At 72.5% G+C, this 23,844-nt stretch carries 22 protein-coding genes; 13 read left to right on the plus strand and 9 right to left on the minus strand.

What is annotated here, in order from left to right:
* Nucleotides 1–177 precede the first annotated feature (177 nt).
* Nucleotides 178–1,512, minus strand: a complete 1,335-nt coding sequence (locus AB0O40_RS17730) for an ATP-binding protein (protein WP_365041862.1) — start codon at nucleotides 1,510–1,512, stop codon at nucleotides 178–180.
* A gap of 133 nt (nucleotides 1,513–1,645) precedes the next feature.
* Entirely contained in the window at nucleotides 1,646–2,296 is a 651-nt protein-coding gene (locus tag AB0O40_RS17735; RefSeq protein ID WP_365041865.1) for a response regulator transcription factor, read from the minus strand.
* Between the two features lie 778 nt (nucleotides 2,297–3,074).
* Between AB0O40_RS17735 and AB0O40_RS17740 the strand changes: the two genes are divergently transcribed.
* Nucleotides 3,075–3,278: a hypothetical protein gene (locus AB0O40_RS17740; protein WP_365041868.1), complete on the plus strand. Its 204-nt coding sequence runs from the start codon at nucleotides 3,075–3,077 to the stop codon at nucleotides 3,276–3,278.
* 47 nt (nucleotides 3,279–3,325) lie between these two features.
* Here the strand turns inward: AB0O40_RS17740 and AB0O40_RS17745 are convergent, their stop codons facing one another.
* Nucleotides 3,326–4,651 (minus strand): serine hydrolase, encoded by a 1,326-nt coding sequence (locus AB0O40_RS17745; RefSeq protein WP_365041871.1) that lies wholly within the window; start codon nucleotides 4,649–4,651, stop codon nucleotides 3,326–3,328.
* A gap of 268 nt (nucleotides 4,652–4,919) precedes the next feature.
* Between AB0O40_RS17745 and AB0O40_RS17750 the strand changes: the two genes are divergently transcribed.
* Genes AB0O40_RS17750 through AB0O40_RS17760 form a run of 3 tightly spaced genes read left to right on the plus strand, consistent with a single transcriptional unit; the run spans nucleotide 4,920 to nucleotide 7,016 of the window.
* Nucleotides 4,920–5,822 carry a hypothetical protein gene (locus tag AB0O40_RS17750; RefSeq protein WP_365041874.1) on the plus strand — a complete coding sequence of 301 codons (903 nt, stop codon included), beginning with the start codon at nucleotides 4,920–4,922 and terminating at the stop codon, nucleotides 5,820–5,822.
* A gap of 48 nt (nucleotides 5,823–5,870) precedes the next feature.
* A complete protein-coding gene (locus AB0O40_RS17755) occupies nucleotides 5,871–6,338 on the plus strand; it encodes a universal stress protein (protein ID WP_365041877.1) in 468 nt (155 codons plus the stop codon).
* A 42-nt stretch (nucleotides 6,339–6,380) separates the two neighbouring features.
* Nucleotides 6,381–7,016 (plus strand): isochorismatase family protein, encoded by a 636-nt coding sequence (locus AB0O40_RS17760; protein WP_365041880.1) that lies wholly within the window; start codon nucleotides 6,381–6,383, stop codon nucleotides 7,014–7,016.
* A 33-nt stretch (nucleotides 7,017–7,049) separates the two neighbouring features.
* Here the strand turns inward: AB0O40_RS17760 and AB0O40_RS17765 are convergent, their stop codons facing one another.
* Nucleotides 7,050–7,448, minus strand: a complete 399-nt coding sequence (locus AB0O40_RS17765) for a hypothetical protein (RefSeq protein ID WP_365041883.1) — start codon at nucleotides 7,446–7,448, stop codon at nucleotides 7,050–7,052.
* A gap of 337 nt (nucleotides 7,449–7,785) precedes the next feature.
* On the opposite strand from AB0O40_RS17765, the gene AB0O40_RS17770 reads away from it, so the two are divergent.
* The 5 genes from AB0O40_RS17770 to AB0O40_RS17790 all read left to right on the plus strand — a co-directional run bounded on the left by AB0O40_RS17770 (nucleotide 7,786) and on the right by AB0O40_RS17790 (nucleotide 12,237).
* The gene (locus AB0O40_RS17770) at nucleotides 7,786–8,352 is read left to right on the plus strand and encodes a GNAT family N-acetyltransferase (protein ID WP_365041886.1); all 567 of its coding nucleotides are present in this window, start codon (nucleotides 7,786–7,788) and stop codon (nucleotides 8,350–8,352) included.
* 461 nt (nucleotides 8,353–8,813) lie between these two features.
* Nucleotides 8,814–8,975, plus strand: coding sequence for a hypothetical protein (locus AB0O40_RS17775; protein WP_365041889.1), 162 nt, complete (start codon nucleotides 8,814–8,816; stop codon nucleotides 8,973–8,975).
* Complete coding sequence (locus AB0O40_RS17780) at nucleotides 8,972–10,429, plus strand: LCP family protein (protein WP_365041892.1); 1,458 nt, start codon at nucleotides 8,972–8,974, stop codon at nucleotides 10,427–10,429. The genes AB0O40_RS17775 and AB0O40_RS17780 overlap by 4 nt, the downstream gene beginning before the upstream one ends.
* A 182-nt stretch (nucleotides 10,430–10,611) precedes the next feature.
* Nucleotides 10,612–11,121: a hypothetical protein gene (locus AB0O40_RS17785; protein WP_365041895.1), complete on the plus strand. Its 510-nt coding sequence runs from the start codon at nucleotides 10,612–10,614 to the stop codon at nucleotides 11,119–11,121.
* Between the two features lie 24 nt (nucleotides 11,122–11,145).
* Complete coding sequence (locus tag AB0O40_RS17790) at nucleotides 11,146–12,237, plus strand: hypothetical protein (RefSeq protein ID WP_365041898.1); 1,092 nt, start codon at nucleotides 11,146–11,148, stop codon at nucleotides 12,235–12,237.
* Nucleotides 12,238–12,394: 157 nt separating this feature from the next.
* On the opposite strand, the gene AB0O40_RS17795 is transcribed toward AB0O40_RS17790, so the two are convergent.
* The 4 genes from AB0O40_RS17795 to AB0O40_RS17810 form a co-directional block, all read right to left on the minus strand.
* Nucleotides 12,395–14,956 (minus strand): hypothetical protein, encoded by a 2,562-nt coding sequence (locus tag AB0O40_RS17795; protein WP_365041901.1) that lies wholly within the window; start codon nucleotides 14,954–14,956, stop codon nucleotides 12,395–12,397.
* Nucleotides 14,957–15,042: 86 nt separating this feature from the next.
* Nucleotides 15,043–16,050 (minus strand): hypothetical protein, encoded by a 1,008-nt coding sequence (locus AB0O40_RS17800; RefSeq protein ID WP_365041904.1) that lies wholly within the window; start codon nucleotides 16,048–16,050, stop codon nucleotides 15,043–15,045.
* Nucleotides 16,051–16,200: 150 nt separating this feature from the next.
* Nucleotides 16,201–16,431 (minus strand): cold shock domain-containing protein, encoded by a 231-nt coding sequence (locus AB0O40_RS17805; RefSeq protein WP_365041907.1) that lies wholly within the window; start codon nucleotides 16,429–16,431, stop codon nucleotides 16,201–16,203.
* Between the two features lie 156 nt (nucleotides 16,432–16,587).
* Entirely contained in the window at nucleotides 16,588–17,682 is a 1,095-nt protein-coding gene (locus AB0O40_RS17810; protein ID WP_365041910.1) for a serine hydrolase, read from the minus strand.
* 319 nt (nucleotides 17,683–18,001) lie between these two features.
* Between AB0O40_RS17810 and AB0O40_RS17815 the strand changes: the two genes are divergently transcribed.
* On the plus strand, nucleotides 18,002–18,814 hold the full coding sequence (locus tag AB0O40_RS17815) for an alpha/beta hydrolase (RefSeq protein WP_365041913.1): 813 nt from the start codon (nucleotides 18,002–18,004) through the stop codon (nucleotides 18,812–18,814).
* Between the two features lie 71 nt (nucleotides 18,815–18,885).
* Here AB0O40_RS17815 and AB0O40_RS17820 read toward each other — a convergent pair whose 3' ends face one another.
* A complete protein-coding gene (locus AB0O40_RS17820; protein ID WP_365041916.1) occupies nucleotides 18,886–19,911 on the minus strand; it encodes an EAL domain-containing protein in 1,026 nt (341 codons plus the stop codon).
* Nucleotides 19,912–20,633: 722 nt separating this feature from the next.
* Here AB0O40_RS17820 and AB0O40_RS17825 point away from each other — a divergent pair.
* From AB0O40_RS17825 to AB0O40_RS17835, 3 genes are all read left to right on the plus strand, one after another.
* Nucleotides 20,634–21,674 carry a bifunctional DNA primase/polymerase gene (locus AB0O40_RS17825; protein WP_365041965.1) on the plus strand — a complete coding sequence of 347 codons (1,041 nt, stop codon included), beginning with the start codon at nucleotides 20,634–20,636 and terminating at the stop codon, nucleotides 21,672–21,674.
* Nucleotides 21,671–23,275 carry a phage/plasmid primase, P4 family gene (locus AB0O40_RS17830; RefSeq protein WP_365041919.1) on the plus strand — a complete coding sequence of 535 codons (1,605 nt, stop codon included), beginning with the start codon at nucleotides 21,671–21,673 and terminating at the stop codon, nucleotides 23,273–23,275. Before AB0O40_RS17825 ends, AB0O40_RS17830 begins: the two co-directional genes overlap by 4 nt.
* A gap of 170 nt (nucleotides 23,276–23,445) precedes the next feature.
* Nucleotides 23,446–23,832 carry a DUF6009 family protein gene (locus AB0O40_RS17835; RefSeq protein ID WP_365041922.1) on the plus strand — a complete coding sequence of 129 codons (387 nt, stop codon included), beginning with the start codon at nucleotides 23,446–23,448 and terminating at the stop codon, nucleotides 23,830–23,832.
* Nucleotides 23,833–23,844 lie beyond the last annotated feature (12 nt).

The raw sequence follows: 23,844 nt of genomic DNA on the forward strand, positions 1-23,844 counted from the left end.
GGGCACGCCAACCTGCCGGAGGACCCGGCGTGCATCGGGGTGGACACGGGGACTTCCACCCTGCCCGGCGCCGGGTTGACGCAGGGCTGTCCCCGCCTTGCCGGCAGCGGTACGGGCACCGCGTCCCGGTGCCGCCGCCGCGCTCTCACGCCGTGGCGGTCACGGTGCCGGCCGTTCTCACGGGCGGCGCCCGCGGGCCCCCCGGCGCCGGCGGACGGGCACCGCCAGGTCGTCCCGGGAGCGGCCGTCGCCCGGTTCGGCAGGAGGCAGCGTGATGGTGACCGTGGTTCCCCCCGACCCCGAGACGATCGCCATCGCACCACCGACGGCCTCGATCCGGATGCGCATCGAGGCGAGCCCGATGTGCCCGTTGAGCAGCTTGCTGCGGGGCTCGTCCGGGGCGATGCCACGGCCGTCGTCGGACACCTCCAGCCGCCACACCCCGTCCCGGTCCGTCAGCGCGACGTCGAACCGGGTGGCCTGCGCGTGCAGGACGACGTTGTTGAGGAGCTCGCGGGCGGCGGTGAACACCAGTCCCTCGCGCGGGTCGGGGTGCGCGGTGTCGTGGTGCACGCTGATCTCGCATCCGCCCTCCAGGCCGGCCCGCTCCGCGGTGGTGTTGGCCAGCAGGCTGAGGATGTGCCCGATGCCCTTGGCCTCCAGCATGAGCGGGTGCAGTTCGGCGGTCAGGTCGCGCAGCTGCCGGGAGATGTCCAGGAGCCTGACCCGGGCGGTGGCGACCCGGTCCGGCCCCGAGAGCCGCTGGGCGGTGCCCAGTTCCAGCCGTACGGCCAGGACGGACTGGAGCGGACCGTCGTGCAGCAGCTCCGCCAGGGCCGCCCGCTCCCGCTCCTCGACGCACATCACCTCGGCCAGGAGCTGCCCCCGCTCCCGGGTGAGCTCGTGGACCCGTTCGGCCCGCTCCTGGTACTGACGGGCCACCACCAGGCAGGCCAGACAGGTCAGGACGAGGAAGGCGAGGACGGCCAGGGTGTCCCCGTCGCCGGTGCGCTCCCGCAGCCGCGTGTCCCCCGCCAACAGCAGCAGGTACGCGGCGAAGCACACCCCGGCGAGCACCGCGGTGCGCCGCACCGGGATCTGGAAGCCGGCGAACATCGGCACCAGGAACAGCGCGAGGGCCAGGGCCGGAGCTCCGTCCGAGACCAGGGCGAGCACGACCACCACGACGATGTCGCCCCACAACTGGGCGGTGGCGACGCGGTGCAGCGGGCGCAGTGCCGGCAGCCGCCGCCGGCCGACGGCCACGGCCGCCGAGAGCAGGCCGTAGCCGGCCAGCACCGCCGCCTCGGGCGCGGGCAGCCGGGAGCCGCCCGCGCCCTCGAGGCACGAGGCGAGGGCGAGGACGGTCAGGAAGGCCAGGCGCAGCCATCCGGAGGTGCGGATCACGTCCGCGCGGTAGGAGGTGAGGACGTCCGCCAGACCGACTGCGGAGCTGCGCTGGAGAACGGCCGGGGCCCATCCGCGGGCTTCGGCGGGAGTGGCGTGCTTCACAGGGGAATCCCGGATGTGGGGGACCTCGACCGGCAGGCGGCGGGCCCGGGGGGACACTGCACCGGCGGGTCGGTCGGCGGGGGGACTCCCGGGGGCCACCAGGACGGCGGACCCGGGGGCGCCCGGGCCCCCGCTAATCGAGGATCCCCCGGCGCATGGCCTCGGCCACGATGGCGGCACGGCCGGAGACCCCCAGCTTGTCGCAGACGTGCTGGATGTGGGTCTTGACGGTGGAAGGCGCCAGGTACACCGCCCGGGCTATCTCCGGGGTGGACATCCCGGACGCCAGCATTCTGAGGATCTCCATCTCCCGCTGGGTCAGGTGCGGGTCGCGGATCTCGGTGCGGGTGCGGATCTCGGAGATCAGGCCGGCGGTGAGGCGCGGCGGCAGGACGGGGTCGCCCTTGTGGCACGCCTTGATCGCCTGGACGATCTCCTGCGGTTCGGCCTCCTTGGTGAGGTAGCCCCAGGCCCCGTCCCGCAGGGCCTGGTAGACCGTGGCGTTCTCCGTGAACGCGGACAGGATCAGCATCCTGGTGGCCGAGCCGGACTCCGTCGCGGTACGGGCGACCTGGGCACCGTCGAGACCGGGCATGCGGTGGTCGAGGACGGCGACGTCCGGCTCGACCTCCATGATCGCGGACAGCGCCTCCTTGCCGTCCTGGCAGACGCGGACGACATCGAGGTTGTCGTCGGCCTCCAGTTCCCGGTGTACCCCGTGGCGGTAGACGGGGTGGTCATCCGCGATCAGTACGCGGATGCGCGGCCGGGACGTGCTGTTCATGGGGGGAGCCTCCATCAGGGTGTGCAAGGAGCAATCCTGTCCGGCGGCGCCCGGTTGCGGACGGGGCGTACGGGCAGTGATTAGGCCGATGCGGCTAGAACCTTTCGGGGGATTGACAAAACACCCGGCCATCCGATTCGAGCTGGAGCCGCCCTCCGTGCCGGCCGTCGTCGGCACTGCCGCCGGACCCTGCCCGGCCACGCCCGGCCCGACGGTGGATCGCCGGACGGCGTGCGCGGCGTCGTCGGGACGTCCCCCACCCGCCCGCCGGATCTGCGCGACCGGGTACCCGAAAGGCCCCTGCGTGCGCGGCGGGCGGGGCCGAAGGTTCCTTCCCGGGGCCACTCACCCAGGAGGCCGGCGCAGGCAGAGGGAGCACGGGAACATGGGCAGGACGCGGCGCCTCCCGTCGCACGGGAGCGCGCTCGCCGGTGCAGGTCTGGCCGCACTTCTGATGGCCGCGGGCGTCACGCAGTCCGCGGCCGCGGACGTCGGGTGGACACCGCCCGGTGCGGCGTCGGGGCCGGCGGACGACGCCCGGGCCACCGGCCGCCCCGAGCGGCCCGGCCCCCTGGGTGCAACCCCCTCCGGCACGCAATGGACGGGGAGGCCGACCGGCCACCCCGGCGGGGGCACCGATGCCCCCGGGGGCATCGGCAGCGGGCCGTCGGACGCCCGGTGTCCCCGGGGGACGGGAAGCGGCCGGGGCAGCGCCCTCCTCCGGCCCGCCGCCGGGGGCCCGACCGGGAGCCGTTTCGGCGTACGCCCCCGCCCGCCGGTGGGCACGGACCCGGGCGGGTACGACGGCGTCGGGGTCCGGTCCGCCGCCGACGGCGGTCCTGACGAGCCGGACGACGGGTCGGAGCCGGCCGAGGACGCCCCGGACGGCGCACCGCGGCCGGCCGCGGTGACCGGCGGGGGCGACGGGGACGGGGACAGTGACGGGGACGAGGACGGCGGCGGAGCGCACGCGGACCGGTGATGCGGGTGGCCGAGGGAGACCTGGCCGCCCGGCGGCCGGCGCGCCGCCTATCCCCCCAGCGCCCGCAGGACCCAGCTCACCCCGGCCCACGGGCTCATGAGCACCCTGACCGGAGCGGGGGCGGCGGGCAGCCGCTGCGCCGTCACGAGGGCGACGCTCGGGGTGCCCGCGGCCGCACCGGCGGCTCCGTCCGTCCTGCCCGCGGGCGCGCCGCCCGCCGGGTGCAGGCCCGTCAGGGCGACCCGTCCGGCCGTGACACCCGCCGGGGCGCCGCCGGCCAGCGGGTCTCCCGGGTCGACCGCCAGGGTGACGAGGGAGCCCGGGGACGCGGCGACCTTCAGATCGTGCGCGGCGTGCAGGGCGACGCTGCGGCCCCAGCCGTCGCGGACGTGGGCCAGGACCTCCCCGGCCCGGACCACCGCGGTGGTGGCGAGGGACCGGTCGCTGTCGGTGATCAGCTGCCGGGCCGTGCCGGTCAGCGTGGCCGGGCTCGGCTGGCCGAGCACGGCCCCGACCACGATCCGGGGGTGGCCGTCGATCTCGCGGCGGGCGGCGAAGACCAGATTGCGGCCGGCCTGCCGGGTGGTGCCGGTCTTCCCCGCGAACACTCCGTCGTGACCCAGCATGGGGTTGGTGTTGGCGTGGCGGTGTCCCAGCACGTCGGTGTACGAGGTGCCGGCCAGGGCGGCGAAGTCCGGCAGGCGCAGGGCCGCCCGCAGCAGCCGGACCTGGTCCGCGGCCGTGCTGACGGTGGTCGCCTCGAGGCCGCTGGGACCGGTGTAGTGGGTCCGTTCCATGCCGAGGTCGTGCGCGGTGCGGTTCATCGCGGCGACGAAGCCGCCGGGATCCGGGCCGTACCAGCGGGCCAGCTCGTCGGCGACGTTGTTCGCCGAGGCCGCGAGCAGCGCCTGCAGGGCCTGCCGCTCGGTGAGCCGCTGCCCGGCCCGCAACGGCACGAGCGACTGCGACGCTGCGGAGCGGTCGCCGTAGCGGGCGGCCTCCGCGGCGGACACGGTGTACGAGGGCCCGGACCGGCCCGGCTCCAGCGGGTGCCGGGCCAGGAACACGTACGCCGTCATGAGCTTGGCCGTGCTGGCCACCGGTACGGGGCTCTGGTCCGGAGAGGCGAGGTGGCCCCCGCCGTCCACCGCGAACGCCGCCTGCCCGGCCGTCGGCCAGGCCGGGGCCACCGGGGTCCCGGGCAACCGCTGCGCCAGGACGGCGGCGGCCGGCGGGCGGGCGAACAGCACCAGACCGAGGGCGACGGCGGCCGTGCAGAGCACGGCGGTCAGGGCGGGCCCGACGGCCAGGACGCGCTGCCGCAGCGGTGCCTCCCGCAGACGGGGCGGCAGCAGGTTCGGTACACGGCGCATACGGGGGCTCCCGGGGTCGACGTCCGGCAGGGTGCGGGCCTGCCACCACCACCTTCCGCGGCCCCGGGGGCCCCGGGATCCCCTGGTCGGCGGAGCCGGGGCGGGGAGGGCGCCGCACCCGTCCGGGCGGCTCCGGCCCCCTCCACCGGGCAGGACCACCGATCGGCGGAGCCCGTGCGCCGGGCCCCTTCTTACGGTGAGGACACCGGCGCAGCACACCGCGCAGGGTCCCGACCGTCCCCCGGACACGACCGAAAGGGTGAGCCCGTTGTCCCCGTACAAGCCCCGGGCCCAGATGACCCCGGACCAGCTCGCCCTCGCCCGGCGCGAGGCCAAGCGGCGCAGGTACCTGGCCCAGCGCGGTACGCCCTCCCGCAACAAGGACATCTCCGACATCCAGTGCCACCTGCGCCGGATCTACCGGGGCGGGATGACGTCCCAGGCCATGGCGGCCCGAAGCGGCGTCAGCCGCGACACGATCATGCACGTGATCAAGGGGTACCGGACCCTGCGCGGCCGGGAGGTACCGGTCACCTGCCTGCTCCGGTCCACGATCGACAAGCTCTGGACGATCGAGCTGGAGCTGCCCCCGGACGAGTGCCGGGCCGGCGCCCACCTCCCGCCCCTCGGCACCCGCCGCCGCCTCCAGGCCCTCAGCGCCCTGGGCTACGACGGGGTGTGGATCGCCGAGCAGCTGGGGGTCTCCGCGAGCAACCTCAGCGCGGTGATCCACGGCCAGCGCAGCCGCAACTTCGTCTACGCCGCCACGGCCCACCGGGTCGCCGCCCTCTACGCCGCGTACCAGCACACGGACCCCACCGAAGCGGGCCGCAGCGCCTGGCAGGTGAGCATCGCGAAGTCCCGGGCCGCGAAGAAGGGCTACGCCCCGCCGTCGTGCTGGGACGACGACGCGATCGACTCCCCCGGGGCCGAGCCGGAGTGGACGGGAGCCTGCGGGACGCCCGAGGGGTACGCCATCCACCGGCGCGAGCACATACCGATGTGCACCCCCTGCCGCCGGGCCCGGCGGGCCCGGCTCACGAGCATGGCCACGGAGCTCGCGGCGCCGGCGGACTCCCCCGCGAAGATCGTCCGGCTGCACCCGCGGCCGACCGGGCGCACCGTGCCCCGGAGCGCCACCCCGGCCCTGCGCCGCCCGGTGGCGGCCTGAGCCGTCGGCTCGACCACAGACCCCACTCAGGAAGGCGTGAGGAACGTGATGCACGAAGGTTACCGACGGGTCGTCGTGGGCGTCAGCGGCTCCATGGGCAGCATCGCCGCCCTCCACCGGGCCGTGACCGAGGCCCGTCGCTTCGACGCCGAGGTGCTGGCCGTGATGGCGACCACGCCCAACGTCCACAGCGCCGAACACATCGTGGTGGAGCGGACCATGGCGGAGCGCGCGCTGGCCGAGGTCCTCGAGTCCGCCTTCGGGGCGGGCGGCCGCCCGCCGGGCGTGCGCTTCTCGGCCGTCGCCGCCCTGGGCGGCGCCGGACCGGTCCTCGCCCAGGCCGCCGACCGGGACGGCGACCTCCTCGTCGTCGGCGCCCGGCGCCGCCGCCTGCTGCCCGGCTTCTCCACCGCGCGGTACTGCACCGCCCACGCGACGTGCCCGGTGCTCGTCGTGCCCCTGCCGACCCTGCGGCCGCAGGCGCAGCTCACCGCGTTCGACGCCGCCGAGTTCTGACACCGCACCCGCCGACCACCCGACCCACCCTACGAGGCAGCCGTGACATCTCTCTCCCTCCAGGCAGAGGACTACGACGTCGCACGTCTGGAACGGCACTGCGGCGGACCGCTGTGGGCCGTGGCGCCCGAGCGGGCGGCGCTGCTCGTGCACGATCTCCAGCCGCACTACCTGCGCACGCTCTCCGGGACGGGCCGCCGTCACCTCCTCGACCGCGTGGTGGAGGTGCTGAACTGGGCCGACGGCCACGGCGTGCCCGTGCTCGCCAGCGGCCCCAGGCCGGCCGACGACCTGGCGCAGCGGGGGCTGCTGGGCTCCTGCTGGGGCATGGGCCTGTCGGCGAGACAGGCCGACCGGGTGGCCCTCCCCCGGCTCGCCGCACCCGACGTCACCCGCATCGCCAAACGCGCCTACAGCGCCTTCTACGCCAGCGACCTGGAGGCCGAACTGCGCCGGCGCGGTTGCGACCAGCTGGTCGTCGTCGGGGTCTTCGCCAGCCACGGCATCCTCGCCACGAGCGTGGACGCCATCAGCCGCGACATCCAGGTGTTCGTCCCCTTCGACGCCACCGGCGACTACACCGCCCACCGGCACGCCGCGGCCCTGGATCTGATGGGCACCATGAGCGCCCGCGTCCTGTCCGTCGCCGACCTGCCGCGGGACCCGGACGACTGCTGAGGGCTGCGCCCCCGCGGTACTTCCGCCCGGCGCCTACCGCGCCGGGCCCGACACGTCGGAGTCCTGCGGCCAGTGGGCGAGCGCGTACCCGCTCCCGAGGTCCTCCAGAGGGAGCTTGCGGATGATGCCGCACGGCTCGCGGCAGACCGCGAAGTGGCCGGACTCGCTGTTCTCGACCTCCATGACCAGCAGTTCCTCGGCCTCGGGGCCGTCACCGAGACCGGCCCCGGCCCCGTCCTCGGCGGCGGGCCGTACCCAGGTCTGGCCCGGGGCCGCCAGCACGTGCACGCACCCCGAGGCGTAGGCGTAGCAGGCCACGTTGAGCGCTGCCTGCTCGGACAGGTGGTCCAGCCGCTCCAGGCGCTCCCGATAGGCGTTGACGAGCTCCGCGGCCCGCGTCCCGCCCACGACCAGATCGATCCTCGAATTCATTTCGGCCCCAACTCCACTGCGTACGAAAGTCATGTGATCCCACGTCACCGATACGGAGCGAGCGCCTGCGGCCTCGCCGGCCCGTGGGGTCCGCACATCCTCCGGGGCCGGTCCCCTGCGGCCGATCCCCTCGGGGCAGGCGTACGGGCAGTCGTTCCGCCGCCGCCCGTGCCCGGGGCCGCCGGGCCGGCGACGGCCGGTGTCCTGGCCCGAGGGGTGCCCCAACGGGATGGCCGCGGGAGCGGTGCCCGGCGTGGAATCCCCCCGGGGACGGCGCCGTTCGACCGCACCCCCGACCGGGCTCCGCTCCCCTTCCCCTCGCGCAAAGGCACACACCATGCACGTCAGCATCCGGCGCCCCGTGCCGGCCGTCACGGCCATCGACGTCGACGCCCTGGCAGGAGAGACCCTCCGCGTCCAGGCGGCGGCCCTGGGGCTACCGTCCCACGCACTCGACCACCGGCTGCCCGAGCGCCACGCCCGCGGCCGCCACGGCCTGACCGCGATCGGCGCGTTCCACGACGGCCGGCTCGTCGGCTTCGCGTACGGGGTACCGGCCCGCGAGCACTACCCGTGGCGGGCCCCCGTCCACCACCGGCTCCTGGCGGCCGGCCGCTCCTCCTGGACCGAGGACGCCTTCTACCTGTGCGAGTTGCACGTCCTTCCGGAGTTCCAGGGCCGGGGACTGGGCACCCGGCTGCTGACCGCGCTGTGCGCCCGCGCCGGCGACGCACGCCGGGTGATCCTGACGACCCCGGCGCAGCAGGCGCCGGCCCGCCGGCTCTATCACCGGCACGGCTTCGCCGACCTGACCGACCTCGCCGCGGAGGGCCCCGACCAGTACGCGGTCATGGGAGCGGTACTGCCGCTCCTGCCGAAGACGTTCCGCGCCCGCGCGGCCTGAGCACCGGCCGCCCCGCGACGGGCGACCACGCCCGCCGGACGGACCGGCCCTCCCCCGCCGCCCTGCCCGATCAGGGCTCCTCCCGGGCAGCCGGGCGGCGACGCTGGGACCTGCGACACGCCATGAATCCCGGCCTTCGGTCCCTTCGGTCCCTTGCGCCCTGTGCGCGTCGACTCCTCTCGACGCGGTGGGCCCAGGGGGTTCCTCGGTACCCGGGGCCGCTGAACCGGGACACCTCCGTCGCACAGCACCTGTGCAGGGCGTCGCACAGCACCTGTGCAGGGCATGGAGATCGTCACCGGCCCCTGGGCACGGCCGGCACCCGCAGCCGGGCCCGCCGGTCCTCATCCTGACCGCAACCGGCAGCTAGGGATGCCGCAAGGTCCCGGAACCCAGGATGGGAAGAGCCCCCGGCGCCGGATCGCCGCGCCACCGACCACCACGAGAAGGACCTGCCCGACATGCTGGACGCCCCCGTCGACAACACTCCCGCGGCCCTCTCCCTGCTCCCGTCGGCCGCGCTGGCCCCCTCGGTGGCCCGGCGCGCCTTCTACCGTCTGCGTCAGGAGACGTGGCACCTGGCCACGACCGGGTGGTCCCGCCGGAAGACGGCCCAGCGGTGAGCCGGGCGCGGCACTCGGCGGCCGGGCAGCCCGGCACGGCCCCGCCGAGGCCGCGCTCGCGCTCCCGGCAGGGCGCCCGTGCCCGCAACCGCACCGGGAACCGTCGTCGCAGCCTGTTCAAGGCCGGGATCATCGGCGCGCTGGTGCTCACCGTGGGCGGCGGCTCCCTCGCCTACGCCTTCTACTCGAAGCTCGACGGCAACATCGCCACGGCCGACATCACGTCCTCGCTGGGCGACGAGCGACCGGCGAAGTCCCCGCCCGGGGCCATGAACATCGCCCTGATCGGCTCGGACAGCCGCGACGGCGCCAACGGCCGCTACGGCAAGGGACTGATCACGCACAACTCGGACACGCTGATGGTCCTCCACCTCTCCGCGGACCATGAGCGGGCCACGGTGGTCTCCCTGCCCCGGGACTCCTGGGTCGACGTACCCAGCTGCGACCTCGGCGGCGGCAAGACCTCCCGCCCCACCAAGGCCAAGATAAACAGCGCGTTCGCGGTGGGCAGTTCGCACGGGGGCGGGGTCGCCGGCGGTGCGGCGTGCACCATCAAGACCGTCGAGCTCAACACGGGCCTGCACATCGACCACTTCATGGAGATCGACTTCTCCGGCTTCAAGCACATGGTGAACGCCCTCGGCGGCGTACAGATGTGCCTGCCCAAGGCCGTCAAGGACAAGAAGGCCTCCCTCGACCTGTCTGCGGGCTGCCAGAAGCTGGACGGCGAGCAGGCCCTCGGCTTCGCCCGGGCCCGCTACTCCCTCGGCGACGGCAGCGACATCGGGCGCATCGGCCGCCAGCAGGAGCTGCTGAACACCATCTTCGCGACCGTCCAGCAGAAGAAGCTCGACGCCCCGGCCATGTACCGGCTCGCCGATGCGGCGACCAAGTCCCTCACCGTGGACAGCAAGCTCGGCGGGCTGTCCGCGCTGCTCGGCCTCGCCCAGGACTTCCAGGGCATGTCCAAGGACCAGCTCACCTTCCTGACGGTCCCCAACTACCCGCGCTCCCTGGACGTGCCCTCCGACAAGGCGAACGTGGTCTGGAAGTCCTCGGCCAAGGAACTCTTCGCCGCGCTCCGGGACGACAAGCCCGTCGACGAGGAGGGGCGGCCGCTGACCGCGCCCGGTACGGAGCGGGGTTCCGCCGGCGCCACCGCTCCCGAGCGGTCGGCCATCACGGTCACCGTCCTGAACGCCAGCGGCGTGACCGGCAAGGCCGCCGAGACCGCCGGACGGCTGACCGCGGCCGGCTTCCACGCCGCGCCCCCGGGCAACGCGGCCGGCGCGCGCGAGACGGTCATCCGCTACGGACCGGGCGGCAAGCCCGCGGCCCAGGCCGTGGCCACCGCACTCGGCCTCGGCGCCGGGGTCCTGCGCGAACAGCCCACCGGCACCGCGTCCGCCATCACCCTCGTCCTCGGCACGGACCACTCCTCCCTGGGCCTGTGACCCCTTCGGCGCACGGCTGTCCCGCCCGCCACTGGCCGAAGGGCTAGCCGAGAAGACCTTCCGGGTCCGGGTCCGCACAACCACCCTTTCCCTACACGACACAACCCGCCGGAACGGTATACGGGAACGCACGTCGCGGCATTCCGGGACACCGATCGGCACGCACCGAAAACGGAGACATCATGGAATATCAGGCATTCGCGGACTGGGCGCGGGCCCTGGTGGAGGCACGGGCCAACAGCACGGCAGACACGTGGACCGGATTCAAGACTTCCTTCTCGGCACACTGCACGGAGAAGAACTACATCACGAGCTTTGCGGGAACCGATTACGAGAATCTGCTCTGGGAATCTTGGTCCACCACCTACGGCCAGCTCCCGGATCAGCTTGCCTTCGTGGTCCTCGTGAAGAACTACGCCTGCAACTCCGGCATCCCGGACCCGCTCCCCGAGTGGTCGCACGTCACGACCGACAGGAGTGTCGCATCGGGCGTGCCGAGCTTCTGGAATGCGGAATCCCACGCGTGGATCCCGGTCGGCGTAAACACGCAGGGAAGTGGGGGCTGGTCGGTGGAGGGCGCCTACAAGTACATCCTCGAGACGGTCCCCGCGGCCGCGAGCATGACCGAGGCCGAAATCTATTCGATCATGGCCAGGACCCTGGCCGCGATCGAATCCTCCCACAATTCCTGATAACAACCGCAAGAGGAGACGAATATGGAAACCACGAAGGAAGCAGCCGAGAACGCGCGCAAGCAGCGTGATGCGGAGGCGAAGAAGGCCCTTGAGGCTGCAGTGACCAGGGCATCCCTCGATTACTTCAGGAAGATCGGAAAGGAAGATCTCAGAACGACCTCACAGCAGCTCGAGACGGCAGCGGGGAAGATCGGGGCCGTCACCCCGCAGATCGCGAAGCAGACCGACATCGCCTCCCTTCACGCGCGTCAAGCGAAGCTCGAGGGCCAGCAGACGCTGGCGAACCAGGTGATCGCCCTCCTCAACAGTGATCACAAGATCCCGCACTGGGACGATGTGATGGAAATCGCCAAGATCTTCGCGGACGGGACCATCCAGTTCATCGGGACCGGAAAGCACGACTGGAAGCTGGCCGACGTAGAAAAGAAGATCGCCACAGCACTGAAGGACGTGAGTGATTACGAAACCAAGCTCGCCTTCTACAAGTACATCGCAAAGGATCTCGTATCCCGCACCAAGACTTCATCCACCGCATATGACGCCGGCGAGAAGAGCCAGGCGGCCATCAAGAAGGCGGCGGACGACAAGCAGGCAGCGATAGATCAGCAGGCCGCCGCTGCCGCAAAGCTCAGAAGGAAGCAGGACAAGCTACGGGACGGAACGTACGCGACCGCCCTGACCACCGCAGCCAGGGGAGGGGACCAGATAGGCAGCACCCGATGCTTCATCGACCTCAACGGGGGCGCGCGGATCACCGGAAACTCCAGGGACCACATCGGCAACTTCGGCGCCCTCAAGGCTGCGCTGACCGGGCTCAGGCAGGGAGCTGCCGCCACCGGCGGCGGCGGAGGCACCGACATCGGAGCCTGCACCGAGCCGAAGGTGCTTGCAGGTCACCTCGCAGGGCTCGGCGTCCGGAACCTCAACCCGAACAACGGCAACCCCGGGATCATCCAGAATTACCTGCAGGGCAATCTCGCCAACCTCACCTGCCACTCGTTCAACCGGAACAAGCTGCAGAACAACGACAGTTCGGATTACGGCTACATCCCGCCGTGCCCCAACTGCGGCCCCTGGATGCAGGCACTCGGCTGGCGTTCCATCTATTCCTGACCCGCGGGTCCGCGGAGCGGCGGCCGATCGGTCGGCCCGTGCTGCGAGCACCGGCGCCACCTCACGAGGGCGGCCCCGGACCGCCGGTTCCTCCGTCCTGCGGTCAGGCATGACGGGGTCCCCCTCGTCGGCCGGGGCCGGCGAGGGGGCGGGCAGCTCAGTTCAGCTTGCTGGCCCGCGCCGGACCCAGACCCGCCGAAAGGTCCTGCTCTGCTTCCTCTTGGATCTGCCGCTTCACCTTGTCCTCCACGTCTTCGTCGGAGCCCGAGCTGTCGTACAGGCTCCCCCCTGAACTCGACAGGCTGCCGGAGGAGGGGACCGGAATGTCCACGCCGGCCTGGTCCGCGGAATCGATCTCCTCTTTCTTCAGGACTGTCCTCACATCCAGTAGCGAGAATTCGTCGGCCCACTCCTCCACGAACTGCCGCAGCAGATTGTCGTCCATGCGCGTCACGTCGTCGAGCGCCTTCGCGGCGGCCGAGGCGAACTTCGTGTGTCCCACGCACTTCATCCACGTCACATGGGCTTCTTCCCGGTTTCCGACGCTCTCGCCCATTTCTCTGACAGTGCGCAGCACGTCCTTCATCTTCTGCTCGACGTAGGCCTCGGCCGGATCGGCCGTCGCTGCCGGCAGACCAGCCAACTCGGTGGCGAACTTCGCCTTCTCGTCCGGCGTGAGAACCAGGCGGACATCCATCCAGCTCTCCGCGCTCTCACCGGAGACCCACGACTCAACGAACTTCACGGAGACCGGCGCGGCCTTCTCCAGTTGCTTGCCGAAGCGTTCCTTGAGCCCCCGGCGCCCCTGCACGGCGTACACGTAGCAGGTCTTGTAGGCGCGTACTCGGTCCGTGCGGCTCGTCGCCGGGCTCCGCACCGCTGCGATCGCCTCGATGAGGGCGTTCACGTCGGCCCCCCGGCCCGCGGCCTGTTCCACCACCTGGGCGCGGTCCATCAGCATGGCGGGGCTGAGGGGAGCACCGGACATCTCGACCGCCTGCTTCACCTGCCCGGCCCTGAGCGGAACGTCTTCGTAGGTGGGTTTGGTCTTTCGCCCGCCGTCCATCTTGCTCCGCTTGTCGAGCAGTCTCACCCCGGCGGCGCTAAGGACGATCTTGTCCTGCACGAGGCGGCGGACGGCGTTCTCAAGATTCTCCACCAGAGTTCGGTAGTGGCCGCTGTTGTCGTCCAGGAGGTCAAGCGCCACGGTCGTCGCGAAGAGCTCCTCGCACTCCCGCATCCTGATGCTTCCGGAAGACTCTATTTCGGGCCGGGAGAAGGTCTTGTCCTCACCGCTCTGCCCGTCGTGCCACAGGTAGAGCTCGTTCTCCTTCTCATCCATGGCTGCGATCCGCACGCCCTGGCGGACCTGACACATCCCGGCCCCCAGCACCGGGCGGCCTCCGCCGATCGAGCTGTGCCGCAGACCCACCTCCAGGTCACCCGAGAAATTGGACTCGAGCCGGGCGATGATTTCTCCGATGTTTCCGTAGGCCACCCCGTCCTGGAACTCAGTGAGATCCACCCCCTTCCAGTACTCGGGGAGGTTCCCGAAATTCACCACCCTCTCACCCTGGATCTCAAGCACTATGGACAGGTCGATGTCATCCGGAAAGATGCAGAATTTGCCGTCCGGGAGGAGAACCCAGCCGTACTCTCCGGCTGCCACAGGCGTACCGTTCCCATGGCACAGGGCGAAGTGAGAAGGGTTGTCGCCGACAGCACCCACCCACTTGCGCGTCACCTGCAGGAGGTCCGTGTCCTTCGGCTCGAAGTAGAGGACGGCCGGGAGCTTGCCGAACGGGTCGGTGTCCTGTTCCTTGTACGACTCCACCATGGGCCGCAGCGAATCCGGCCGCTCCTCGGTGCCGTACTCGTGATTCGTCCGCTTGGCGTAGTCCTGCGCCGCACGGAATTTCCCACCGGCTTCGGCCCGGAATTTCTTGTACGCGACCGCGCCTTCCCTCATCTGCTCTTCGGTGAAATCGGGCCCGGTGGAGAATTGCCGAGCCGGCCTCTTCTCGCTCTTGACCTTCTTCCACTCCTCGCCGTCCTGCACCCACGTGAATTCGCCTGCGGAGGGATCTTCTTGCACGCCTTCCCCAGGGCCGACCTCCCTGACCCAAAGACCTTCCTTCAGCTGCCGCGGGCGCCCGGCTACCGAGCGGCGGCGCTCTTCGCCCGACTGCTTGGCGAGCTCGTGCTCGACATCCCAGACCTGGCGTAGCGTGGCCATCAGCGCAGCCAGGCCCTTACGCCACTCACTGGCGTGCTGCATGGTGAGGTTGACATAATTGTTTGCAAGTTCATGGCCATAATTCGAAATTTCTGCGACCGCTTCGGCAAAACCGAGCTGCACCTCGCCTGCCACGATGGGGGCGTTTTCGAGCGCCCGCTTCACCTCGGAAAAGTTATTCATATATCTGGACCATGCCGTGCATTCCGCGGCGCGGTCCCAGCCCGCAACGACCCCGTCCCCCATTCTGATCATCGGGGCATGCTCGAAGTCCATCAATTCCGGATACTCGGCGCAATCGGCCCAGACGACGTGGTGCGACACAAAACCCTGAGTGAGGGCCCGGAGCCGCACATCCACTATATGACTGAAATTATCCTCGGCCTGGAGCGAAAGCAGCTGCATATAGGTGTCGAGCATCCCCTTCCTGATTCGATCGAGGGACGTTTGATATCCTTGCATCACTTCATCACGATTGGGCATGAGTATCCTTGGCTCGATAGGTTCCGCATCACGAGGTAAGCGGACTCGCTGATGCGTGAGGAATGTGAGGCAGGGGGCGGCCCCCGTCAGTTCGTCGCCACCGACCGCTCGACCGGCGGCGGCAGGTAGCGCGCGCTCTGCGGGAGGTTCGGGTAGAGGTCCTTGTTGACGGCCTCCGCCACCTGCTGGATCTTCGCGACCGCGGGCCGGAAGCCGTAGAAGGGGGCTTCCCCCTTGGGGACCCGGTTGTCCTGGGTCAGCACCACCAGGTTCGACGCGTACCGGTCCTCGCCCTGGCCGCCGCTGACCGCGCTCATGCTGTTGACCTTCCAGTCGAGGCGGTCGAAGTCGTTGGTGGGTCCGTTCTGCGAACGCTGGAGCCAGCCGTTCTTGACCGCCGTCTGCGCCGCCGCGGGGACGTCGGCGGTGGCTCCCCACCGCTGGTCCGGACGCACCTGGCGCATGAGGCCGAGCTCGTAGTCACGCTCCTGGGAGTTGAGGACCGTGTTGTCCCTGCCGGTCAGGATGTCCAGCAGCTTGAGCTGGTCGGCCGCGGTGGTCCGGGTGAGCCCCCAGGAGGTCGAGTCGCCGTCCGGGACGGTGCCGGTCATCCCCGCCGTGGCGAGGAAGGAGCGGAACACCGTGGTGTTGGGCGTGGCCGGGTCCGCCATGTCGGACAGGTCCTTCCACAGCGCGGCGGCGGAGTCGTTGTCCGAGTCGATGATCATCTTGCTGGCCAGCGCCTTCTGCCGGTCGGTCAGCCTCCCGTGCTCGGCGTGCAGCAGCGCGGCCAGGATGGTCGGCTTGACCAGGCTCGCGGTGTCGTTCCGGCTGTCCGGGCGGTAGGTGCAGCGCACCCCCCACGGCTGGGCGTCGAGGGCGACCGAGAGGTAGTCCTTCGTCCCGATGGCCCGGGAGACGTCCCGGCCGAGCCGGTCGGCGAGCTTCACCGAAGCCGGGTTCTGCGACGAGGTGCACGCGACCCGCGCGTCCCCCTCCGCCGGGCCCTGGTCCGCGAAGGCCGGCGCGGCGACGGCCACCGTCGCCGTCACTGCGATGGCGGCGGTGAGCACCCGCGAGGTCGTCTTCTGCACCTGGTTCTCCCTGAGTCGGCTGGTCCGTTGCGCGGCCGGACGCGAGCGGTCCGGAGCCTTCCTCACGCTAGGCAGCGGCCTGCGCACGGTCGTCCGACGACCAGCCCGCTCCGCGTCCCGCCGCCGGTCCGCCGATCGGGGGACCGGCGCTCAACCGCGTCGGCGGACGTTGCTGGCCCAGGGACCCAGCGGCCCGACGTGGACCTCGTACTCGACCGCGTCGCCGCCGGCCAGTGGCGCCTGCGAGGGGTCGGACGCCATGTCGGAGCGGTGGACGAACAGGTCGGGCTCGCCGGGCGCGTCCGGGACGATGTAACCGAACTCGCCGCACGGGGTGCGCCACAGCACCGCCCCGGACGCGGCTCGCTTCGTATCCGGCATGCCCGGCTCCCCTTCCTCTCGGGTACGTCGTTGACGGATTCCAATCCACCACCGGCGCGGACCCGCGAGTAGAGCGGGAGGGACAACTGTTCGGGCAGGGCGGTGCTCCGGACGCGGCTGCCCGCGTCCGGAGCCCGGTGCCGCCGACCGTCCGCGTTACCGGCCCCTCCGCAGGTGGCGGTGGCCGGCGGCCGCCACCACCGCGCCGCCGGCCGCGACGGCCACGTCCATGCCGGCCGGGCCCCCGGCCGGCGGCTTCCCGGCCCCGGCGGCCGACGCCCCCGCGTGGTCGGGCCCGTCGGCCGCCAGGGCCCGGTTCACGGCCTTCGCGACGCCTTCGACGGTGGCGACGCCGTAGGCGTAGCCCTCGCGGGCCGGGTGCCCGGGCACCCGGTTGTTCTCGGTCAGGACCACCAGGTCGTAGTCGCGGTCGGCGCTGGTCACCGCGGCCATGCTGTTGATCTTCCAGTCGCCCCGGTCGTCCACGTCGTCGGCCTGCCGGCTCCGCTGCAGCCAGCCGTTCTTGACGTGCACCTCGGCGCCTTCGGGTGCCCCGGCCGGTGCTCCCCAGCGCTGGTCGGCCCGTACGTCGGCCATCAGACCCAGCGCGTAGGCGCGGGAGGGCGCGTCCAGCAGCCCGGCTCCGCCCCGGTAGACCTGGAGCAACCGCAGCAGGTCCGGGGCGGTGACCCGGGTCAGGCCGAAGGTGGTGCCCCGGCTCGGCACGGTGTGGTCCATATGAGCGGCCGTCAGGAACCCCTGCACCGCCGTGGGTACGGAGGGACCGGACGCGGCGGCGGTCGACAGGTCCTTCCAGAGCCGCTCGGTCGCGGCGTTGTCGGAGTCCACGATCATCTTCCTGGCCAGGGTCTTCTCCTGCGGCGACAGCACGCCGTGCCTGCTCCACAGCAGCGTCCCGAGGACGACCGGCTTGACCACGCTGGCCGCGTCGAAGGTGCGCTGGGGCCCGAGCACGCAGGTGGCCCCCGTGCGGTGCTCCGCCCAGGCGAGGGAGACCCGGCTCCTGCGGTCGCGCAGGGCGCCGGCGACGTCGTGCGCCAGCCGCCCGGCCAGCCCGTCCCGGGCGGTGCAGGCGACCGTTCCGTCGGCCGGACCCGCGAAGGCCGTCTCGGTGACGGCGGCCGCGGGTCCCCGGGGCGCGGCGTGCGCGGGCAGGGCGGCCCCCAGGGAGCACGCCAGGGCCATCGCACCGGCAGCCGCCAGCGGTGACCTCGTGCGGGTCCTGTTCATCGGGGCACGCCTTCCTCGGACCGTCCGGCCCCGCGGGGCCGTCCTTGCTCTCGGAGCCCCTTCATGCTCGGCGTCACCCGGCGGCCGGCCCACCACCGATCGGCGGGCGGGCCGGAGGACCCGGACCGACGGTGGGGGGAGCGGCGCCCCCGGATGACCCGCTGCCCGGTCTCCGCCCGGCCGGTGGAGACGGGAGCAGGAGACAGGAGGAGGAGACGGAAGGGGGAGGCGGGTTCCGGCGGGGACCGCGCCCGAAGGGCGATGGCAGGACCGCCGGAGCCTCGGAGGATCGGATGAGGATCCTGAAAGGAAAACAACGTTGAGAATCAACAGAGCGGTCGTCACGCTGACCGCCGCCACGTTCGCCGCCGTGGGCGCCGCCTCGTGGGGCACGGGTGCCTTCGCCAGTGGCGTCTCCGCACCGAAGCCCACGATCGTCCTGGTGCACGGCGCCTTCGCCGACGCCTCGGGGTGGCGCGACGTCGTCCAGGGCCTCCAGGCACGCGGCTACAAGGTGGTGGCCGCGGCGAACCCGCTGCGCGGTCTCGCCTCCGACTCGGCCTACGTGTCCGAGGTCCTCAAGGGCATCACCGGGCCGGTCGTGCTGGCCGGCCACTCCTACGGGGGCGAGGTCATCACCGACGCCGCCGCGGGCAACCCGCAGGTCAAGGCGCTCGTCTACATCGCCGCCATCGCCCCGGACAAGGGCGAGAGCGCCAACGACGTCCTCGGCGCGTTCCCCGGCAGCCGGCTGCCGGAGTCGCTGAACACGCTGCCCTACACCCGCGCCGACGGATCGGCGGGCACCGACCTGTCCATCAAGCCGGACAAGTTCCGCCAGGCCTTCGCAGGTGACGTCCCGGCCTGGAAGGCGTCCGTCATGGCGGCCACCCAGCGCCCGATCGAGGCGTCGAGCCTGGCGGACCGGGGCGTGAACGCCACCTGGCGTTCGGTGCCGTCCTGGTTCCTGGTGGCCACCCAGGACCAGGCGATCCCGCCCGCCGCCCAGCGCTTCATGGCCGAGCGGGCCCACGCGCACACCGTCGAGGTGGACTCCTCCCACGCGGCCGTCGTCTCGCACCCCGCTGCCGTGCGCGACATCATCCTGGACGCCGCGCACAGCGTGGAGTAGGCAGGGAATCCGTGCGGGCCGGCCGTCGTCGACGGCCGGCCCGCACGAGGGTGCCGGCCCGGCCCCGAGGTTCAGCCGGCGCTCGCCGCCGCGGCGGTGCGGTGCAGCCATCCCGTCGCGTCGGCGGGCGCCATCGCGGGCGACACGAGCCAGCCCTGGATCACGGGTACCCCCATGCCCTCCAGCATCCGCAGGTCCGCCTCCGTCTCCACGCCCTCGGCCACCACGTCCAGCCCGAGGGAGCACGCCAGGCCCACGGCGCACCGGACCACCGCCGCGTCCCGGGAGTCCTCGGCCATCCCGGCCACGAAGGACCGGTCGATCTTCAACTCGTCGACGGGCAGCTCCCGCAGGCGGGCGATCGAGGAGTGGCCCGTGCCGAAGTCGTCCAGGGAGATCCGCACGCCGTGGCGCCGCAGCTCGTCCAGGGCGGCCGCCAGGTCCGCGCCGTCGGGGACCGCGGCGTTCTCGGTCACCTCGACGGTCAGGGCCCGGCCCGGCAGGCCGTGCCGGCGCAGACAGGCCGCGACCTGTGCGGTGAAGCCCGGCACCAGGGCGTCGTTCGGGGAGATGTTGACCGACACCGGGACCGCCAGTCCCTCCCGCTGCCAGCGCGCCGCCTGCTCGACCGCGGTGTCGAGCACGTACCGGGTCAGGCGCGGCATCAGACCGCTGCGCTCGGCCCGCTCGATCAGCGCGACGGCGGACTCGGGCCGGCCGCCGGGCCGGCGGCGGCGCAGCAACGCCTCCATGCCCGTGACCTCGCCGGCCGGGGTCACCTGGGGCTGGTAGTGCAGTTCCAGGCAGGCACCGCCCAGCGCCTGCTCCAGATCGGACCCGCCGGCCGGGCCGGCGCTGCGGCCCGGCCCGCAGACGACAGCCCGGACGAGCAGCAGGAGCACGCACACCACGCCGATGAACGCGGCCGCGTCGACGTCGCGCAGGTGTCCCACCACGCCGAGCAGGCCGAGCAGCGCGGCCAGGGCCAGTACGGCCAGGGCCGCGGCGTCCGCGGTGCCCCGCGAGGGCGTCCGTGCGGACGGCGGCCGTGCACCCGGCCGGTCGTGTGGCCGAAGGGCCCGGCGTTGCGCTCCCACTCTCGTGCCCTGCCTTCTTCCTTCGCGCGCTGTCGTACCGGACACGTTCACCGCCGGCGCAGGGGATGGCCAGCCTTCAGGGGCACTCGTACGGGCACGCACCGGGGCGGCGCCACGCCGACACGGCGGGGCCTGCCGATCACCTCAACCCTGCACCAGGCACGGGTCGCGCACCATGGTGCGTTCGGCCTCCCCCGATCGGTGCCGATTCGCCGGCCCTCCGGCTCCGCCGCCCCGCGATCGCGCAGCGGTTCCCGGTCGCCACGGCGTCTGCGCCACGTCCGCCAACTCGGCCTGGCCGGGCCCCGGCTGTGTCGGCGGTCCGGGCAGGTGCCGCCTGCCCGGGGCAGCTCGTGGCGGTGGCGCGCCCGGGACCGCACCCCGGCCGACGGGGCGTCAGGGAGGCCCGGGCGTCGTCCGGACCGCCCCGGCGCCCCGGACATCCGGGGGAGACCCAAGGGACCGAAGGGACCGAAAAAGCGGAACGACTGGCTCAAGGCGCCGGTTCTGGCACTACCTCTGAGTTAGGCTCAGGCCGCGTGGATACCAGTCCCTTCAGTCCCTTCAGCCCCCCGGAATCCCTCCCGAGCCGGCGCCGCGGGCGGCCCTCCTCGTGAGGGAGGCGACCACAGCCGAGTGCCTAGTAGCCGAGGAAGATAACCGTGCCGCCCCGCGCCGAGAGTCCCTCTTCAAGCACCGCAGCACCGCGCACCCACCTCGACGTGGCGCGGTGGTTCGCCGCTGCGGGCACGGCCGTCCACCCGCTCGCGCCCGGCACGAAGGTGCCCGCCCCCAACTGCAGCGGATGCCGCACTGAGCGCCACCCGGCGGCGTCCTGTTCCTGCCTGCCCGCCGGAGGCTGGTGCCACGGCTTCCACGCCGCCACCACCGACCGCGCGCTCGTGGAGCGGTGGTGGGGCCGGGAGCCCGCCTTCGGCGTGGGTGTGGCCTGCGGACCGTCCCGGCTGGTCGTCATCGACGTGGACGTGCACCCGGCGGCCGTACCGGCCCGCGACCTGCTCCTGCCCGGCATCCCCGTCGACCCGCGGGTGGACCTGACCGGCCTGGCCTCCGGCTTCGACACGCTGGCGCTGCTCGCCGCACTCCGCGGTCAGCCGCATCCCGCCGACGACGACGCCACGCTCCGGGTGGCCACGCCCTCCGGCGGCCTGCACATCTGGTACGCGCTGCCACCCGACGGCCCGCGGCTGCGCTCCTCCAGCGGCTCGTCGGCCGGGGCGGCGCTCGCCTGGCAGGTGGACGTACGCGCGGACGGGGGCTACGTCGTCGCGCCCGGAACCCGCACGTCCCACGGCGTCTACACCCTGCGACCCGGCGCCCGCCGGCCCGCCCCGCTGCCTTCCTGGCTCGAGGCGGAACTGCTGCGCACCGGCCACGGGGAGGCACCGGTCCCCGCGGCCGCCGCCCGGCCCCCCGCGGAACGGCCCCGGCAGCGGGCGGCCCGACGCGGCCGGCGATCGGCGGACCATGCGACCCGGCTGCTCGACTCCCTCCTGGCCCAGGTGCTCGGATGCGCGACGGCCCCTTCCGGGACGGGCTTCACCGAGAAGCTCAACCGGGCCGCGTACACCGCCGCCGGCCTGGCCGCGGCCGGGCACCTCCCGGAGGCCCGGTGCCGCGCGCTCCTGGCGGCCGCCGCCGACCGGGCCCGCCCCCACCAGCAGCGCCGCAACCGGTCGATCATCGAATCGGCGTACGCAGCGGGCAGCACCCGTCCCATCCACCCCAAGGGATGTCCATGAGCAGCGCCACCACCGGTGCCTTCGACGCGAAGGCCGCAGCGGAGCAGATGACGGCCTTCGACGCCGCGCTCCCGGGCACCGCTGCGCGTACCACCGCCCGGCCCGAGCCCGCCGCGCGCACCGGGGACGGCGGTCCGGCGGAGCGGAAGGCGGCCGGCCACCCCCTCGACCCCGCCTTGCTGACGAGTCTCACCGACCGCGGCAACGCCCTGCTCTTCTCCCATCTCCAGCACGACCGCTTCCGGCACGTCGAAGGGCTCGGCTGGTACGTGTGGGACTCCTACCGGTGGAAGCGCACCGGCGGGGAGAAGGCCGCCATCTGGGCCGCGGGCGACATGGCCGAGGCACTGCCCGAGCACGACCCCGGCGGCGCCTTCACCGACCGGGAACTGCAGCAGCACCGCAGGCGCGCCATGTCCACCTCGGGCGTCAAGGCCATGCTCGCCCAGGCCAAGGCGGCCCCGGGACTGGCCCTGGACCCGGACGTCCTGGACGGGGACAAGTTCGCCCTGTGCACCCCCGGAGGCGTGGTGGACCTGCGCACCGGTGAGTTGAGGTCACCGGACCCCGCGCGCGACCTCCACTCCCGGGCGACGTTCGTCGCGCCCGAAGCCGTCCCGACACCGCGGTTCACCCGGTTCCTGGCCGAGACCTTCGGGGACGACGACAAGGGCAGGGAGATGATCGGCTTCCTGCACCTCCTGCTGGGGTACTCCATCACCGGCGACGTAGGCGGGCAGGTGCTGCCCTTCCTCTACGGCATCGGCGCGAACGGCAAGTCCGCGCTCATGGACGTCGTCATCAAGCTGCTCGGCGACTACGCGGACGTCGCTCCTCCCGGTTTCCTGATGGAGCGCGGCAAGTTCAACGAACACTCCACCGAGCTGACCGAACTGCACGGCCGGCGCCTGTTCGTCTGCAGCGAGCTCAAGCCGCACGACAAGTTCGACGAGGCCCGCGTCAAGCTGCTCACCGGCGGTGACCGCCTCAAGGCCCGCCGCATGCGCCAGGACTTCTTCAGCTTCGAGCCCACCCACAAGCTCTGGCTGCTCGGCAACCACCGCCCCGAGGTGGGCACCGGCGGGCACGCCTTCTGGCGCCGTATCCGCCTCATCCCCTTCGACCGGGTCGTCCCGGCCGAGCGGAAGATCGACAACCTGGCGGAGGAACTCGTCCGCGACGAGGGCCCCGGCATCCTCCACTGGATGGTCCAGGGCGCCCGGGCCTACCTCGCCACCAAACCCTCCCTGGTCGGCCCCAACATCGTGCGCACCGCCACCCAGGCCTACGCGAACACCGAGGACCACATCGGCCGCTTCCTGACGGAGTGCTGCACCACCGCCGCCGTGGACGGGGGCGACTACCGGGAGCTCAAGGTCGAGCAGGGCCTGCTCTACCGCGCCTACGGAACCTGGTGCAGTGAGGGAGAGGGCCTGCGGCCCGCCACCGTCCGGGCCTTCGCCACCCGCATCCGGGCGGAGGTCGGCATCGCCTCGCCCAACGAGATGCTCCGGTCGAACGGTCAGAAGTTCTACCCCGGCCTGGCCCTGCTCGCCGATCAGGAAGAACAACCCGCCACCCCGGGGAGCACCGGGGCCTGAGGTTCACGAACGTACTGTCGGCCGACCGTCCGACGATCTACCATGGAGCAGACCATGACGATGGGCGAGGAACCGGGCACGCGACCCACCGGTGGGCGTCAGCGACCACTCCCACGGGCATCAGGCACAGAACGCCGGCACGCGGCGGGCACGAGAGGGGAGCAAGGCCCATGAGTTCGCTTCTGAGCGCCAGCGATCTCTTCCACGAGGACAAAGTGGTGTGGCTGGAAGACCCGGAGTCGCTTGACTACGTCCGCCAGGCGCTCGACAAGACGCCCCGGCGCCGGGGCAAGCCGCGCTACTTCCGCGACGGACGGATGGTCGGCTTCGCCGAACTCGACGACCGCGCCGAGGCGGACCCCGACACCGGTCTGCAGAAGCGGCGGGTCTTCTACCTGCTCCCCCACGACCGGGATGCGGAACCGGACGGCCTCTACCAGGAGGGCGCTCCCGGCGAGGCGGTCGATCCGCGCACCGTCGAGCCGCGCAAGGTCGGGCTCAAGACACCGCGCTCCCAGCGCACCCTGTCGGCGCCCGGGGCCGCCGGGGTCGCCTGACCCCTCGCGCTC

Origin of the sequence: Streptomyces sp. NPDC089919 (assembly GCF_040684615.1) — a bacterium.
In the GTDB taxonomy this organism is placed as follows: Bacteria; Actinomycetota; Actinomycetes; order Streptomycetales; family Streptomycetaceae; genus Streptomyces.